Here is a 16,976-nt window from a genome sequence, read left to right as displayed (position 1 = left end):
ATGTATTGCGGATAAATCTCAATGATGTTACAGAATTATTGAAAAATATTGCATCATTCACACTTTAAAAATGAAAAATTACATTCTGGACATATACCAATTTAATTCTTCTTCAGTTTTTTTGAAATTAAAATAAGCGGTTATGTTTTTTTGAAGACGTAAAAAAGCGGTTTCACTTTTTACTACATAATCAAAAGCCTTATGGTGCATACAGCTTATGGCAACATCAATTTTGTCTTGAGAGGATAGCATTATTACCGGAGTATCACGATTGAATTCCTTAATTTTATCCAAAGTATCAATTCCGTTCATGGCATTTTTATCAATACCATCAAGTTGATAATCTAGGATTATTATATCGGGTTTGCTTTGCAAATTAGCAATACATAGTTCGCCAGTTGCAAATGTTTCTACGATAAAATCAGTATTATGAATAAAATCAATTTCTAATGATTTTAAAAAAATGGCATCATCATCTACCAGAAAAATTTTTATTTTGTTATCGTTTTTCACAATTGTATGTTTTTAATTCTATTAAATTCTTCTTTTAATTCCTCGCATGCTTGTACACAAATGGTTTCTATCTGATATACAAGATCATGAATTTCATCCAATAACTCTTGTTTTTCAGCCAATTCTTGAATTTTTTTGGCTATATTTTCAAAATCGGAATGAATTCCCATTATTGAAAAAGAAGGAATTATTTTATGAACGGAAGCTTGCAATAATTTCCAGTCTCTTTTTTCTAAACTTTGTTTCATCGTGGCGATCAATGAAGGAGTTTGCTCTAAATACAGCGTTATCATTTCGATCATCAATTTTGGGTTTGATTTGGTGCGTTGATTCAAATAGACCAAATCAATGCATTTTATCATTTTTTCGGCACTATTTCCAGATATGCAATTTTCAGATGTGCTATTTTCATTAAGCTTGGCGGTAAGTTCCGCAAGTCTATTTTTTTTTAATATTCCGACTATTTTGCTATACAGTAATCTTTCGTCAACGGGTTTTGCAATGTAATCATTCATTCCCACGGCTTTACATTTGGCTAAATCAACCGTAGTGACATCGGCGGTCAAGGCTACAATTGGAATTTTTAAATTCAATGTTTTACGAATGTATTCTGTAGCTTCAAAGCCGTTCATTATGGGCATTTGTAAGTCCATCAAAATTATATCATAGCTATTATTTTGGAGTTTTTCGATAGCAATTTGACCGTTTTCAGCCATGTCTCGTTCAAATCCAAAATCATCTAAGAGTGTTTTCATCAACAATTGGTTCAGAGGAATATCTTCTACTACTAATACTTTGATATTTTTTATTTCTGAATCCAACTCCATCAATTCGTTTTCTAACTCGGCATCTGCATTTGTTTTTTGAAAACTTAATGTAAAACTAAATGTTGTTCCAACATTCACTTCGCTTTTTACTCGGATTTTACCTCCTTGCGGTTCAACTAATTGTTTTACAATAGCAAGACCAAGTCCGGTTCCGCCATATAATCTTGAAGTTCCACTGGTTGCCTGTTGAAAATTATCAAATATGCTGTCTATTTTACTAGTAGGTATTCCAATCCCAGTATCATTAACAGCAAATTCTATAATCGCTTTATCCTCATCTTCGTGCAACATATTTACACTTGTGGTGATCCTTCCTTTTGATGTGAATTTTACGGCATTGCTTACCAGATTTAAAATAATTTGGTGTAAACGAACTGGATCTCCCACCAAAACATCTGGAATTTTATTGTCATATTCCGTAATTAACTTTAAATTTTTTTCCTGGATTTTTGTTTCAAATAAATGGAGCATTGCCGATATTGAGGCCTTCATCTTAAAAGGAGTTTTTTCGAATACCATTTTACCTGCATCTACTTTTGCCAAATCTAGGATGTCATTTATGAGTACTATCAATGCATCTCCACTCATTTTTATGGCATCTAAATATTCTCTTTGCTTAACGGTTAAGTCTGTTTTTAATACCACTTTTGTAAATCCGATGATGGCATTCATTGGTGTACGAATTTCGTGGCTCATATTCGACAAAAATTGCTGTTTTGCTTTTACTGCATTTTCTGCGATTAGAGTTGCATTTTCTGCAATTAGAGTTGCGCTTTCGGCTTTAATTTTTGCTTCTTCGGCAATTTCTGTTGCCAACTCTGCAAATAGTCTTGCCTCTATTGATTCTTTTTCAATTCTTTTCTGATCGGTAATATCTCTTGCTACCACAACAACGCCAAGCACCTTGCCTTGTTCATTTTTATATACGGAGCCATTCAATAAAACATCCGTGCTATTTTTGTCTTTTAAGGTTAAGAGATAATCAGCGATAAAACCTTTGTCAAAAACTTCCTGATATCCTTTGCGGGCTTCTTGCGGTTCCGTAAAATATTCAAAAAAATCAGAACCGATTAATTTTTCACGAGAAACTCCTGTAACTGTTACTGATGCTTCATTAGTATCTGTTATTTTTCCTTGTGGATTGATTGTAAATAGGGGATCACGACTTGCTTCAATTAAACTTAAAGAGTATTGAGAGGCTAATTTTAAAGAATTACTAAATTCTTCTAATTCTTTGTTTTCAATTTTTCGCTTTTCTTTTTCTTTGTTTTGAAATCGGAGTTCTTTATTGGCAATTATTAATTCTTGGGCTCGTTTTTCTTTTTCATCATTTTGATAGGCCAATTCTTTATTGGCAATAGCTAACTCGGCTGCTCGTTTTTCTTTTTCATCATTTTGATAGGCTAATTCTTTGTTAGCAATCACTAACTCCTCGGCTCGTTTTTCTTTTTCATGGTTTTGATAAGCCAGCTCTTTATTGGCAATGCGTAATTCGGTTGCCCATTTTTGTTCAGCAATATCCCTTGCAACAATAACAGCACCTAATACATTTCCATTTTCATCTTTATAGGCTGAGCCATTGAATACTATATTGGTCAATTTACCATTTTTATGTCGAAGTGTAAGAGGGGAATGGGTAACGGAGCCTTTATCAAAAACTTGCTGATATCCCTTTTTTGCTTTTTCTTGTTCTGTAAAATAATCAGAAAAGTCAGTCCCTATCAAATTTTCTCGCGAAATTCCAATTATTTTTATTGATGCCTCATTGACGTCAGTAATTTTTCCTTGAACACTAATGGCAACAAAAGGATCTAAACTGGCTTCAATTAAACTTCGTGTGTAATGAGATTCGTGTGTTTTGGGACTTTTCATTTTATTTATTTGTATTACTTAAATTACCAATTTCTTCAATCGGATTACGTCTTTTATCTTTCAATTTTTTAAAATGGGAAGGCGAGAGTCCCGTAACTTTTTTAAACTGGCTTGATAGATGCGCAACGCTGCTATAGTTCATTTTCCAAGCAATTTCTGTAATATTTAATTCACCATAAATAATTAATTCTTTTATTCTTTCCGTTTTATGGGAAATTATAAATTGCTCGATTGTAGTTCCTTGTACTTCAGAAAATAAGTTGGACAGATAGGTGTAATCGTGATTCAGTTTTTGACTTAAATAATCGGAAAAGTTAATTTTGATGCTTTCTGTTGAATGGTGAACCATTTCGATAACCACATTTTTTATTTTTTCAATCAGTATTGCTTTTTTGTCATCCATTAGTTCAAGTCCGGAATCTAAAAGTGCCACCTTTAATTGATTTCGCTGTTCCATGGAAATATTTTCCATGATTTCGACTTCTCCTAAATCAACAAGAATAAAATGCAGTCTAAGTTTTTTTAATTCTTCTTTAACTGCAATCTTGCAGCGATTACTGACCATGTATTTTATATATAGTTTCAAATTGATAGTTTTATTAGTAGATGTAAAAATGAGGCTGTTTTTATCAATATGCATTATACAACTCTAAAAAAAAGTTGTATAATTCACACATTTTTAAATCTTAATGGTCTTAATAATTTGTTTAAATCTACAGCTAAATTGTTGTAAAGAGGATTGCTTTTATATTTAATTAAATACGGATGATTGCTGTATCTTTTTTATATTAGAAAGAAGGTACTGTTGAAGACACAATGGATATGATTATTGTTATTTATTTTGAAAAGTATCCACCCAATCCATTGATTTTATTGCAGAGACTTTGTTTTCATTATTCATAAAAACGCGAAGCTCTTTATTGGCAACTTTCTTTGTGTATAGAGCCTTATAGCGAAAAATAGTGCTGTTGTTTTCGTAATCTTTGTAGATTTCTGTCAATTGGATATCTTTAAAATCGCCATAAAATTGGCGATAGCGGTTACATGTTTTAGAGAGTTTCTCTAAAGTCATATTGGTTATAACGGAGTTTGTAGCTTCACTTTGAGTAAAAGGCTTGAATTTTGAAGTATTACAAGTCATCAAAACTCTTTTGCCTAGTTCGTATGCTTTATTTTTTAAGCCAGCATCGACTTCTGTCAAAGCTAATTTTTCGATTTTGATTTCCGTTGTTTTTTCCTCAGTTTCTAAAACAGTTTTTTTGGATTTACATCCAAAAAAAACAATTAAGCTAAGTATCAGAACTAATTTTTTCATGCTTTTTTTTATAATAAGTTGGTATCTGTGCTTTTTTTACTCGGTATTTTATTGCTAAAATCGGATTCTTTTATGAAGTTTTCTTTTTTTGTTATTACAGTTGACTTTTGAGTTGTTTGTGACCAATTGATTTTCTATATATTTCGCGAAATCTTCTACTTTGCATAAATTACACTTTGCTAATGCAACATTAGAAACGGATGAAACCAAAGAAGTATTGTCTTTGAGGTCAATAAAAACGGTTATTTATCTATATGTTGAATTTCTTTTGATATAGTTTCTGAGCAGTTAATTTTAGATTTTTTTTTGCGAATTATTAAGTTAAAATAAAAAAACCGGTATAAAAAATCTATGCTGAATTTATAACTTTTAATTAAGATATCATGAAGCGATTTTGCAATCTCAAAAAACATAAAAAAGTATGCCGTCTCACAACTTGAGAAGGCTTCTTTTTGTTCTTTATTATTGAATAAATGTGTTTATATTTGGATACTAAACCACGAATTTTGAAAGCAAGAATAGTTAGATTAATCCTTCTTTATTTTATATCATCCCAACTTTATTCTCAAGAGTTACTTCCTTTTGTTGAAAATTACAGCAAATCAAATTATCAAGGTGATAATCAGATTTGGGGTGTAGAACAAGGAAATGATGATGCAATGTATTTTGCCAATAATTATTATTTATTGCGTTACAACGGTGTGAAATGGGAAAAATACAGCTTGCCTAACAAAACTATAATTCGTTCTGTAATGGTTGATGGTGACCGAATATATACAGGCTCTTATAAAGAATTTGGCTATTGGTTTCGAAAAGAAGGAAAGATGCATTACGTTTCAATATCCAATTCTGAAAAAAATAAAGTTTTTGATGATAGTGAAAATGAAGAGATTTGGAAAATTTTCAAATTTAATAATAAAATATATTTCCAATCTTTCAATGGGATTTTTCAGTATGATAGAAAAACAATTAAAGAAAAAAAATTCCCTTATTTAGTTTCTTACTGTTTTGTGGTAGACAATCAATTATTAGTAGCTTTTGTTGAAAAAGGAATCTATAAGATGAATAATTTTGAGTTTGAAAAAATTAAAGGATGGTCAGTCTTAGAGAATAATGTGATTCATGCGATTGAAAAATTCCAAAACAAAACTTATATTTTTACTAAAAAAAATGGAGTTTATATTGAAGAAAACGGAAACCTAAGTGCTTGGAACAGCCCTTTAAATACTATTTTGAAAGCTGCAAATATCAATGTGGCTAAATTTATTAAAAATAATAAACTGATAATAGGTACGGCTAATAAAGGGGTTTATATTTTTGATTTAAATTTTGGTTCGTATAAAAATATCAATCGAAATAACGTATTGATGAATAATTCAATATTGAGTATTGGTCAAGACAAAGAAAATGATTTATGGTTGGGTTTAGACAACGGAATTGCTCATATTGAGGTCAATTCACCTATTTCTATTTTTTATGATAGTACCGGAATTTTAGGCTCTGTTTATTCTGTGGCGAGTACTACAAAAGGATATTTGATGGCTTCAAATCATGGTGTTTTTAAATATGAAAACAAGCAACTTTCTTTAATTTCTAATTCTCAAGGTCAGGCTTGGAATATTGGTGAAATAAATAATAAATACTTAATTGGTCATAATGAAGGAACTTTTGTATATGACAATGGTTTGTTTTATAAATTAAGTCCAATAAACGGAGGCTGGAATTTAGCCAAAAGCAGTATTAATAATTCTTATCTGCAATCGACCTATAGTGGTGTAGTAATTTATAATGATTTAGATAATAGCATTGTTGTGAAACAAATTCAGAAGCCTATAAAATATGTTGCACAAAACAGAAAAAATGAAATATGGGCGGCTGATAATAACAGAGGATTGTATCGAATTTTATACAATGATACTTATGAAACTACAAATGTTGAAAATGTTAGCAAACGCAGTAAAATAACTAATGATTTTGGAGTGAAAATATTTGAATTTAGAAACGAAATCCTTTTTTTGATTAATAAATCTTGGTACACCTATAATTCAATTACCAACCAATTAGAGGAAAATGATTTGTTTAATACTAACTTTAAAAATGTTTCAAATATCGTTTCTATTGATGAAAATCATTTTTTGATACTTCAAGAAGGACTTTTGTATCATATTTATGCACACAATAATAAGTTTATCCGTAATATTATTCAAGAGAAATATTACAAAGGAAAAATCATTAATGACAATTTGAATGTATTCAAAAACAAAAATGATTATTTGTTAAATCTTGATGATGGATTTATTTCGCTACAATTAAAATATGTGAACAAAGGGGACTCTAAAATATGTATTGAAGCCTTTGCTAATGCTAATTTGGTTGAAAATAAATCAAAGATACCATATAATTCAGAGCTTCAGTTACAAGTAGTATCAGGAGTTTTTGGAGCTTCAAGACCCAATTTGTTTTATACAATAAATAGAGGCAAAGAATTTATTCCAGTAAAAGAAGGTTTGATTGTTTTGAATAATTTGAATAGCGGCTCCCAAGAAGTTACCATTTACAGTTATGATGGATTAAATTATGATACAATTTCCAATTTCGAATTTATAGTAGCTAAACCATGGTTTTTTTCTTTTTGGATGATTTTATTATACTTAGTTGTTATAGGAGTCATATTATATGTGTATTATAAATGGAATAAATTACGCTACATCCAAAAGCTAGAATTGCGTGACGAAGAATTGAAGCACCAAAAGGAAATTTTGGAAATGGAATTAAAAGCCGAAAATGAACTAAATATTCAAGAATATGAAAAACACATTTTGGAACTGGAATTGCAATCTAAAGCTTCAGAAGTTGCCGGTAAATCGCTTTCGATTGCCAAGCAAGGTGAGATGATTGAAAAAATTCAAGGTATATTAGATACCGAAACTAATTTTAATAAGTTAAAAAGCGAGATTAAAAAAGCTATAAAAATCAATTCGGTTAATAAACACGAATGGGAAACCTTTGAAAGTAATCTGAATCAGATTCATAACGAATTTACCATTAATCTTTCTAAAAAATTCCCCAACCTTACTTCAAAGGATATTAAGCTTTGCATTTACTTAAAAATGAATCTTTCCTCGAAAGAAATTGCACCTATGATGAATATTTCATTTAGAGGTGTAGAACTACATCGTTATAGATTAAGGAAGAAATTGAAGCTTGTTCATGACGAAAGCCTTTCTAATTTTTTATTAAATCTGTAAAAAAAAGATGTATTTTTTACGATAATTTATTATTATTTCCTCTTTTTCAATAAAATAGCAATACATCATTACTACATCATGATGGGTTTATTTGTGTGTTATTATTGTTTTTAATGACTTGTAAAACATGTATTTACGAGTTTTTTTACTTGTTTTGATGTATTTATGTAGTATTCGTGTAAGACTTACTATAACGTTGTAATTGTCTAATTTGGCTCAACTAACTTTTTAACAAATTATTAATACATGAGAAATTTTATTTTTAGCTTTTTAGCGCTCATTTTACTACCGGCCTATATGTCTGGTCAAGTAATCAAAGGAAAAGTATTAGATAAAAACGGAATTGGAATTCCAGGAGCGATATTAGTTGCTGCTGATTCTAAAATTTCGACTGATACTGATTTTGATGGAAATTTTAATATAAACGCCAAAGTAGGCGAGATGCTAAAGATTAGCATGGTTGGTTTTGAAGCTTTGTCTGTAAAGGCAACATCAGGTTCTATGATTATAACTTTAAAAGAATCTGAAGACACAGCCTTAAAAGAAGTGGTTGTAATTGGGTATGGAACTCAAAAAAAATCAGATATTACAGGTTCTATTACAGTAGTTTCTCAAAAAGATTTATCTAACAGACCCAATGCCAGTGCGGTGAGTTCTTTGCAAGGAAAAGTTGCGGGAGTTTCAATTACTAATTCAGGGAGTCCTGGAGGACAACCAAAGGTGAGCATTAGAGGAATTGGCAGTATTTCAGGAGGAGATGTTCTTTATGTTGTTGACGGAGTAATAACAAATGATATTTCTTATCTCAATCCAAATGATATTGACAAAATGAGTGTACTTAAAGATGCTTCAAGTTCAGCGATTTACGGTATTAGAGCAGCAAATGGAGTTATTGTAATAACAACTAAGCTAGGTAAAAAGGATGGTGCTGAAAACATAAGATTTAATTATGATTCAAATTTCGGATTTCAGACACCTACAAACGTTCCAAAATATGCAAATGCGGCAGATTATGTAACGCTTTATAATGAAAAATTAGCATTTGAAAATAATACAGATCCGACAAAAGTATTGACTCTGGCTCAATTTAATGGAGTAAATACAAATTGGATGGATGAAATTTTAAAGAAATCTTCTTTTACAAATTCTCATAATTTGGGTATTACTGGTGCTTCAGAAAAGGCAAAGTATGCTATGGGTATAGGTTATTTTACTCAAGATGGTATGATGAATGCAGGTAAAGGAGTGAGTTCTGGCGAAGATTACAAAAGAATAACTGCTCGTTTTAATACTAGTTATGATGTATCTGACAGATTTAGAATTGGCGCCAGCTTAGCGTATACAAAATCAGATTCAAATGATTCAAATGCTCCTTTTCAAGCAGCTAGAATCACACCACCTGTAGTTCCTGTATATAATGCAGACGGTTCTTATGGAAAAGTTCCTGCCGGATCTGGTTTAGGAACAGCAGGGGATAACAATCCTAGAATGATGTTGGATATATTTAGAGGAAAAACGGATATAACAAGAACATTATTGGGTGGTTTTGCTGAGTATGATATTTTCAAAAGTTTAACTTACAAGATTAGTCTTTCAAGAGATTATGAAACTTCTTCAAGTTACATTTTTACTCCTGAATACATGCCTCTTACATCAAGTATACTTAGAAATAGTGTGCTTATAAAGAATGATGGACAAAGAGATAATCTTTTGACAGAAAACACTCTTACATGGACAAAATCTTTTGATAAACATAGAATTGTAGCTTTGGCAGGAGCAAGTCGTGAGAGTAGAAAAACTAAAAATTCTTCATTTTCAGTAATTGATGTTCCTTTTTATGGTTCTGATGAAACGTTATATTTGAATTTAGGAACATCCTTAACAGATTTATTTGCAGATAATCCAGGAGATCAAGGAAGTGAAACTCGTTTTCAATCTTATTTTGGTCGTGTGCAATATGCTTATGATGATAAGTATCTTTTGAATGCGACTGTTCGTCGTGATGGAGCTTCAGTTTATAATTTTAATGGAGATCAAAAATCAGCTACTTTTCCTTCTGTAGGTTTAGGATGGGTAATTAGTAAGGAAAATTTCATGCAAAAATCAGGTTTAGATTTCTTAAAAATAAAAGGAAGCTGGGGTAAACTAGGAAATGCAACTATTACCAGACAATTTGATAATATAGCATCTACTATTCCAGGAGCATTTTTTGGAAATCCTTCTCAAGTAAATTCAGCAATTTCTATTACAAAATTAGTAGATCCGTCTATCGAATGGGAAGTTGTTACCGGTACTGATTTAGGATTTGAATTAAGAACATTGAACAATCGTTTGTCTCTTGAAGCAGGATATTATAAAAAAGAGACCAAAGACGCTATTTTTAATATAACTAATTTGTCTACTTCAGGTTTAGGAGGAAGTTATTATACTAATGCGGGTTCATTTGAAAATAAAGGAGTTGAATTTTCGGCTACCTGGAATGATAACATTGGTGAGAAATTTACATATTCAGTTTATGGAAACTTTACAACCATTAAGAACCAAATTACTGATGTAATAGGAGGATCTTTCTTTAATACAGGTCCTAGTTTGTTTGGTAATCCGGTAAAAAGATATGAAAAAGGTCAGGAAATAGGAGCATACTATGGTTTCCAGACGAATGGTGTTATACAAACTCAAGCTGAAGCAACTGCTTTAGGATCAAAAGTGGGAGCATTTAAATTCAAAGATTTAGATGAAAATGGTGTAATTGATGACAATGATAAAACGTTTTTGGGTAGCCCAATTCCAGAAGTTACTTATGGTTTTGGTTTAAACTTAGGATATTCAAATATTGATTTGGCATTAGAATTTCAAGGAGTTGCAGGAAACGAAATTTATAATTTCAATAGAAATTCTCGTTTTGGTAACGAAAATTGGGACCAGGATTTTGTAAACAATCGTTGGACAACTTCTAATCCTTCTAATACATATCCGGCAGCAAATTCAGATCAAACTTCTTCTCGCCCTAGTTCATTTTACGTAGAAAAAGGAGATTATTTTAGAGTGCGTACAATACAGTTAGGATATTCAATTCCTAAAAATTTATTAGATAGAATTAAAATCGAAAAATTGCGCTTTTATTTAAGTGCGCAAAATCCATTTACAACATTCAAATACAATGGTTTCTCTCCTGAGTTTGGAAATCAAAGTATTGAGAATTTAGGGGTTGATAATAATGCTTACCCATTATCAGCTATATACAGTTTTGGTATTAATTTAAATTTTTAATAAAATGAAAAAAATATTTTTTATACTTTTTGGAGTAACACTTTTTAGTGCTTGTAACGAAAATTATCTGGATATAAAGCCAGAAGATCAGATCAAGACCGAAAATTTCTTTAAGACAAAAGAAGATGCATTAGCTTCTGTAAATGCAATTTATTCTAATTTAAGAACCTGGGATTTAGCAGCTTTTTCTCCAATGATTTTGTCTATAGCTTCTGATGATGCTGAGAAAGGCAGTAGCCCCGGTGATGCTTCTTTTTTTACAGATATCAATAATTTTACATTTACTTCAGCAACGGGTATAATTGAAGGATATTGGTCTGGGCAATTTAAAGGTATTAATTTGTGTAATCAAACCATTTCTAATATTCCAAATATTACTATGGACGAAGCTTTGAAAACGAGATTACTTGCCGAAGCTCGTTTTTTGAGAGCACATCATTATTTTAATTTAGTGAAAGCTTTTGGCGGAGTGCCTATTTATGAAGGTCTTCCAGCCGACGGTAATTACAATCTTCCTAGAAATACAAAAGAGGAAGTTTATAATTTTATTTTGGCTGATTTAAAATTTGCCGATGAGAATTTACCGGCTAATTACGGTGCTACTGATATTGGCAGAGCTACGAAAGGAGCTGCAAAAGGATTTGAAGCTAAAGTAAATATGTATTTAGGAAATTGGGATAAAGTACTATCCTTTACTAATGAAGTGATGGGAATGGGATATGGTTTGTTGCCAAATTATAACAGCGTCTTCCGCATTGCAAATGAAAATAGTATAGAATCAATTTTCGAAGTGCAATGCACTTATGTTTCTGGTAATTGCGACTTATCAAATTCTCAATATTCTCAAACACAAGGTGTAAGGGATCAATACGGATGGGGATTCAATGTTCCTTCTCAGAATTTATCCGATTCTTATGAAGCGGGTGATTTACGTAGAGACGCAACTATTATTTACAGAGGAGAAACCACTCCCGAAGGTGATTTTATTAATCTAACGGGTGATAATCCTATGTACAACCAAAAAGCTTATGTTCCATCAGGACAAATAGGTAACTGTTCTGAAGGTTCTGAGCAAAATATTAGAATAATGCGTTTTGCCGAAGTTCTTTTGATGAATGCTGAAGCAGCAAATGAAACGGGTAATACTACATTGGCGTTAACTTCGGTTAATAAAGTTAGATTGAGAGCAGGATTACCAGCTTTAGTGTCAATGTCTAAAGAACAACTTCGTCAAGCAATCTGGAAAGAAAGAAGATCGGAAATGGGTATGGAATATGACCGATTTTTAGATGTGGTACGTCAAGGCAGAGGAGTAGAAGTTTTAGGTTCACTTGGATTTACTTCTGGAAAAAATGAAGTTTTCCCAATTCCATCAGTAGCAATTTCTTTAAGTAATGGTGTTTTAACTCAAAACCCTCGTTATTAATTGATATTTAATTTTTCACTCCCTCCATATTTTTTCGGAGGGAGTGTTTATTTATTATAAAAATTCCAAAATGATTAAAATTACAGTTTCATTGATGCTTTTTGCTTTTTTAGGCTGTGCTACTCCTGGAGATAAGCCAAATAAAAATGTGATAGTAAATCCTCCTACGGCTAAATTGACGGATGAGGAACTTATAGATCTGGTGCAAAAACAAACCTTTGCCTATTTTTGGGATTATGCCGAGCCTAATTCAGGATTGGCAAGAGAGCGCTTGCATCCCGATGGAGTTTATCCCGAAAATGATTCGAATATAATTACAACCGGAGGTTCAGGTTTTGGACTTATGGCTATTGTTTCTGGGATGTCACGCGGTTATATTACCAAAGAAGAAGGGACAAAAAGATTAGATAAAATTGCTGCATTTCTTGCAAAAGCGGATCGTTTTCATGGTGCTTGGTCACATTGGATAGATGGCAATACGGGACGTGTAAAACCATTTGGAACCAAAGATAATGGTGGAGATTTAGTGGAAACTTCTTTTCTGGTAGCTGGAATGATTACTGTTCGAGAATATTTGAAAGATGGATCTGATAGCGAAAAAGCGGTTGCCCAAAAATATGACGCGCTTTGGAAAGGTGTGGATTGGCAATGGTATACTAATAATAAAAATGTTTTGTACTGGCATTGGTCTCCTAATTATGAATGGCAAATGAATTTTCCTTTGGAAGGATATAATGAATGCCTGATTACCTATGTAATGGCGGCAGCATCGCCAACACATGGGATTGATTCAAAAGCATATCACGAAGGTTGGGCGAGAAGCGGAGGAATTAAAACAGAAAGAACCAAATACAATCTGCCTTTAGTTTTAAAACACAACGGTGCCGAAGAATTTGGAGGTCCTCTTTTTTGGGCTCATTATTCTTATTTAGGATTAGACCCAAATCAACTGACCGATAAATACGCCAATTATTGGGATTTAAATTACAATCACACCAAAATAAATCAATTATACAGTATTGAAAACCCTAAAAATTTTAAAGGTTATGGTGCTGATTATTGGGGATTAACAGCCTCATATTCTAGAAATAATGATGGATCAATTGGTTATAACGCTCACATGCCAAGTAATGATATAGGAGTAATTTCGCCAACGGCAGCCATTAGTTCAATCATTTATACTCCAAAAGAGTCTATTGCGGTAATGCGAAATTTATATGAAAATTATAAAAAAGATACTTGGGGTGTTGCAGGATTTTATGATGCACATAGTTTGCATTATAATTGGAAAGCACAACGTTATTTGGCCATTGATCAAGGAACCGAAATGGTGATGTTAGAAAATTATCGTAGTGGTCTGTTATGGAAATTATTCATGAATGCTCCGGAAGTAAAACAAGGATTAATCAATCTTGGTTTTCATTCGGGTAAATATGGATTTTAAAAAATAATTTAGTATGAAATGCAAATTAATACTGCTGACTCTATTATTTTCCATTGTTTCTCTTGCACAAAGCGAAGTAATTGGGAAAATTAAAACAGAAATTGTATACAAGAAAGAATTAGCTTTTGCATTGCATATTCCAAAGGATACCAAAGAAAAGCAACCGTTGATTGTATTTCTTCATGGTTCTGGAGAAAAAGGATCTGATTTAGAGAAAGTTAAGACTCATGGACCATTTAAGTATTTAAAAAACAATGAAATTGGCGCTTATGTTTTGGCTCCACAATGTCTGGAAAATGAATATTGGGATGAAGAAACATTATACCGCTTGATTTTAAAAATTCAAAAAGAAAACAACATCGACCCTAACAGAATTTATTTAACGGGTTTGAGTATGGGGGCATGGGGCGCTTGGAATCTAGCTTTTGCTCATCCTGAAATGTTTGCAGCTCTAGTGCCTATTGCAGGATTTGTGGATAGAGTACCAATGATTGAAAATTGTAAGGTAAAAAATATTCCAATTCGGATTTTCCATGGTCTGTTGGATGATGTGGTAAACGTAGATTATTCGATTTCAATATATAAAAAATTGAAAAGCTGTAATCCAAACATAGAGTTAACCATTTTTGATGATGCTAATCACGACAGTTGGTCCAGAGTGTACGATAGCAAAGAGATTTATGACTGGATGTTACAACAAACAAAAAAATAATATGAAAATGAAGAATGCATCACTTATTGTGCTTTTGGGATTCTCAATTTTTGGGTATAGCCAAAAAAAGCAAACAGTTAAAAAAACAAAAATTAAACCCAAAACAGAGTTTGTAGCCGAATTAATGGCGAAAATGACTTTGGATGAAAAAATTGGACAGTTAAATTTACCTACTTCGGGAGATATTACTACTGGTCAAGCAAACAGTTCTAATGTGGCGAAAAATATAGAAGAAGGCAAAGTAGGTGGCCTATTCAATATTAAATCGGTAAAAAAAATAAAAGAAGTACAAAAAATAGCCGTTGAGAAAAGCCGATTGAAAATTCCATTGCTTTTTGGAATGGATGTAATTCATGGTTACGAAACTACTTTCCCTATTCCATTGGGATTATCTTGCTCTTGGGATATGAAATTGATTGAGCGAAGTGCTCAAATTGCCGGACAAGAAGCTAGTGCTGATGGTATTAACTGGACTTTTTCTCCAATGGTAGATGTTTCTCGTGATCCGCGCTGGGGTAGAGTTTCTGAGGGATCAGGAGAAGATCCGTTTCTTGGAAGCCAAATTGCAAAGGCAATGGTTAATGGATATCAACAACAAGATCTTTCTAAAAACAACACGATTTTATCATGTGTAAAACATTTTGCTTTATACGGCGCGCCAGAAGCAGGACGTGATTACAATACGGTTGATATGAGTAGAATCAGAATGTATAACGAATATTTTCCACCCTATAAAGCGGCTGTCGATGCCGGAGTAGGTTCAGTTATGGCGTCTTTCAATGAAGTTGATGGAATTCCTGCAACAGGAAATAAATGGTTGATGACCGATGTTTTAAGAAAACAATGGGGATTTAAAGGATTTGTGGTAACTGATTATACCGGAATCAATGAAATGGTTGATCATGGTATGGGCGATTTACAAACCGTTTCGGCTTTGGCATTGAATGCAGGGGTTGAAATGGACATGGTAGGCGAAGGTTTTCTAACTACATTAAAAAAATCATTGGGTGATAATAAAGTAAGTATGGGGCAAATTGATAATGCTGTTCGTCTTATTTTAGAAGCTAAATATGATTTAGGCTTGTTTGAAGACCCTTATAAATATTGTGATGAGAAAAGAGCAAAAACTGAAATTTTCACTAATAGTAATAGAGCCGAAGCTAGAAAAATTTCGGCTCAATCTTTAGTCTTGCTTAAGAACGATGACCAATTGTTGCCATTGAAAAAGTCAGCAACGGTTGCAGTTATTGGTCCTTTGGCCGATGCCAAAGAAAATATGGCAGGTACTTGGAGTGTTGCCACTAATATGAATAATTCAATTTCATTAGTTGCGGGGATCAAAGAAGTGCTAGGAAATACATCCAAAGTTCTTTATGCCAAAGGTAGTAACTTGGATTATGATGTTACATTCGAAGAGAAAGCAACGATGTTTGGTAAAACATTGCACCGTGATAACAGAACCAAGGAAGAATTACTTGCCGAGGCTTTAAAAATTGCCAATCAATCAGACGTTATTGTTGCCGCACTTGGTGAATCTGCCGAGATGAGCGGAGAGAGCAGCAGCAGAACAAATCTTGAAATTCCACAAGCACAAAAAGATTTATTGAAGGAATTAATTAAAACCGGAAAACCAGTTGTATTGGTTTTATTCACCGGACGACCTTTGGTTCTTGTTGAGGAAAATGAAACAGTTCCAGCTATTTTGAATACTTGGTTTGCAGGAAGTGAAGCAGGATATGCTATTGCCGATGTCTTATTTGGAAATGAAAATCCTTCCGGAAAATTGACTGCCACTTTCCCTAGAAATGTAGGTCAGGTGCCAATTTATTACAATCAAAAAAACACCGGAAGGCCGTTAATGAATAAAGAAGGAAAGTTCGAAAAATTCCGATCTAATTTTATAGACGAGAGAAACGAGCCTTTATTCGCTTTTGGATATGGTTTGAGCTACACCTCTTTTGATTATTCGAACCTGAAAATTTCATCCGATAAAATGAAATTCAATGATACTTTAAAAGTTACCGTTGATGTTACGAATACGGGGAATTATGACGGAAAAGAAGTTGTTCAATTGTACATCAGAGATTTGATTGGTTCTGTTACAAGACCTGTTAGAGAGTTGAAAGGTTTCCAAAAAATAAACCTTAAAAAAGGAGAAAAACAAACGGTAACTTTTGATATCTCAGTTGAAGATCTGAAATTTTACAATTCTGATCTAGAATTTGTGGCAGAGCCGGGCGCTTTCCAAATTTTCGTAGGAACGGATTCGAACGCTGATAAGAATGTTAGTTTTGAGTTGATTAAATAAATTTTGGTTTGTTTATTTTTGAGATTCGCCCTTCGGTTATA

Annotated in this window: 10 protein-coding genes; 6 read left to right on the top strand and 4 right to left on the bottom strand. The window is 32.4% G+C overall.

Features of this window, described 5'->3' with window-relative positions; genetic code table 11:
- Positions 1-78 precede the first annotated feature (78 nt).
- The 4 genes from ACMDB5_RS12140 to ACMDB5_RS12125 all read right to left on the bottom strand — a co-directional run bounded on the left by ACMDB5_RS12140 (position 79) and on the right by ACMDB5_RS12125 (position 4,527).
- The gene (locus ACMDB5_RS12140; RefSeq protein ID WP_413998523.1) at positions 79-513 is read right to left on the bottom strand and encodes a response regulator; all 435 of its coding nucleotides are present in this window, start codon (positions 511-513) and stop codon (positions 79-81) included.
- Positions 510-3,212 carry a PAS domain S-box protein gene (locus ACMDB5_RS12135; RefSeq protein WP_413998522.1) on the bottom strand — a complete coding sequence of 901 codons (2,703 nt, stop codon included), beginning with the start codon at positions 3,210-3,212 and terminating at the stop codon, positions 510-512. Before ACMDB5_RS12135 ends, ACMDB5_RS12140 begins: the two co-directional genes overlap by 4 nt.
- 1 nt (position 3,213) lies before the next feature.
- Positions 3,214-3,777, bottom strand: a complete 564-nt coding sequence (locus ACMDB5_RS12130; RefSeq protein WP_414000386.1) for a helix-turn-helix domain-containing protein — start codon at positions 3,775-3,777, stop codon at positions 3,214-3,216.
- Between the two features lie 267 nt (positions 3,778-4,044).
- On the bottom strand, positions 4,045-4,527 hold the full coding sequence (locus ACMDB5_RS12125; RefSeq protein ID WP_413998521.1) for a hypothetical protein: 483 nt from the start codon (positions 4,525-4,527) through the stop codon (positions 4,045-4,047).
- Between the two features lie 506 nt (positions 4,528-5,033).
- Between ACMDB5_RS12125 and ACMDB5_RS12120 the strand changes: the two genes are divergently transcribed.
- The 6 genes from ACMDB5_RS12120 (at position 5,034) to bglX (ending at position 16,935) form a co-directional block, all read left to right on the top strand.
- On the top strand, positions 5,034-7,775 hold the full coding sequence (locus ACMDB5_RS12120) for a histidine kinase (protein ID WP_413998520.1): 2,742 nt from the start codon (positions 5,034-5,036) through the stop codon (positions 7,773-7,775).
- 246 nt (positions 7,776-8,021) lie between these two features.
- On the top strand, positions 8,022-11,045 hold the full coding sequence (locus tag ACMDB5_RS12115) for a SusC/RagA family TonB-linked outer membrane protein (RefSeq protein ID WP_413998519.1): 3,024 nt from the start codon (positions 8,022-8,024) through the stop codon (positions 11,043-11,045).
- A gap of 4 nt (positions 11,046-11,049) precedes the next feature.
- Complete coding sequence (locus tag ACMDB5_RS12110) at positions 11,050-12,471, top strand: RagB/SusD family nutrient uptake outer membrane protein (RefSeq protein ID WP_413998518.1); 1,422 nt, start codon at positions 11,050-11,052, stop codon at positions 12,469-12,471.
- Positions 12,472-12,541: 70 nt separating this feature from the next.
- Complete coding sequence (locus ACMDB5_RS12105; protein WP_413998517.1) at positions 12,542-13,915, top strand: glucoamylase family protein; 1,374 nt, start codon at positions 12,542-12,544, stop codon at positions 13,913-13,915.
- Positions 13,916-13,928: 13 nt separating this feature from the next.
- On the top strand, positions 13,929-14,627 hold the full coding sequence (locus ACMDB5_RS12100; RefSeq protein WP_413998516.1) for a prolyl oligopeptidase family serine peptidase: 699 nt from the start codon (positions 13,929-13,931) through the stop codon (positions 14,625-14,627).
- 7 nt (positions 14,628-14,634) lie between these two features.
- A complete protein-coding gene (bglX, locus tag ACMDB5_RS12095) occupies positions 14,635-16,935 on the top strand; it encodes a beta-glucosidase BglX (RefSeq protein WP_413998515.1) in 2,301 nt (766 codons plus the stop codon).
- The last annotated feature ends 41 nt before the right edge of the window (positions 16,936-16,976 follow it).

The organism is Flavobacterium sp. W1B, assembly GCF_047344965.1.
Classification (GTDB): Bacteria; Bacteroidota; Bacteroidia; order Flavobacteriales; family Flavobacteriaceae; genus Flavobacterium.
The sequence above is the reverse complement of the archived record's forward strand: the minus strand, read 5'-3'. Positions and strand labels throughout refer to the sequence as shown.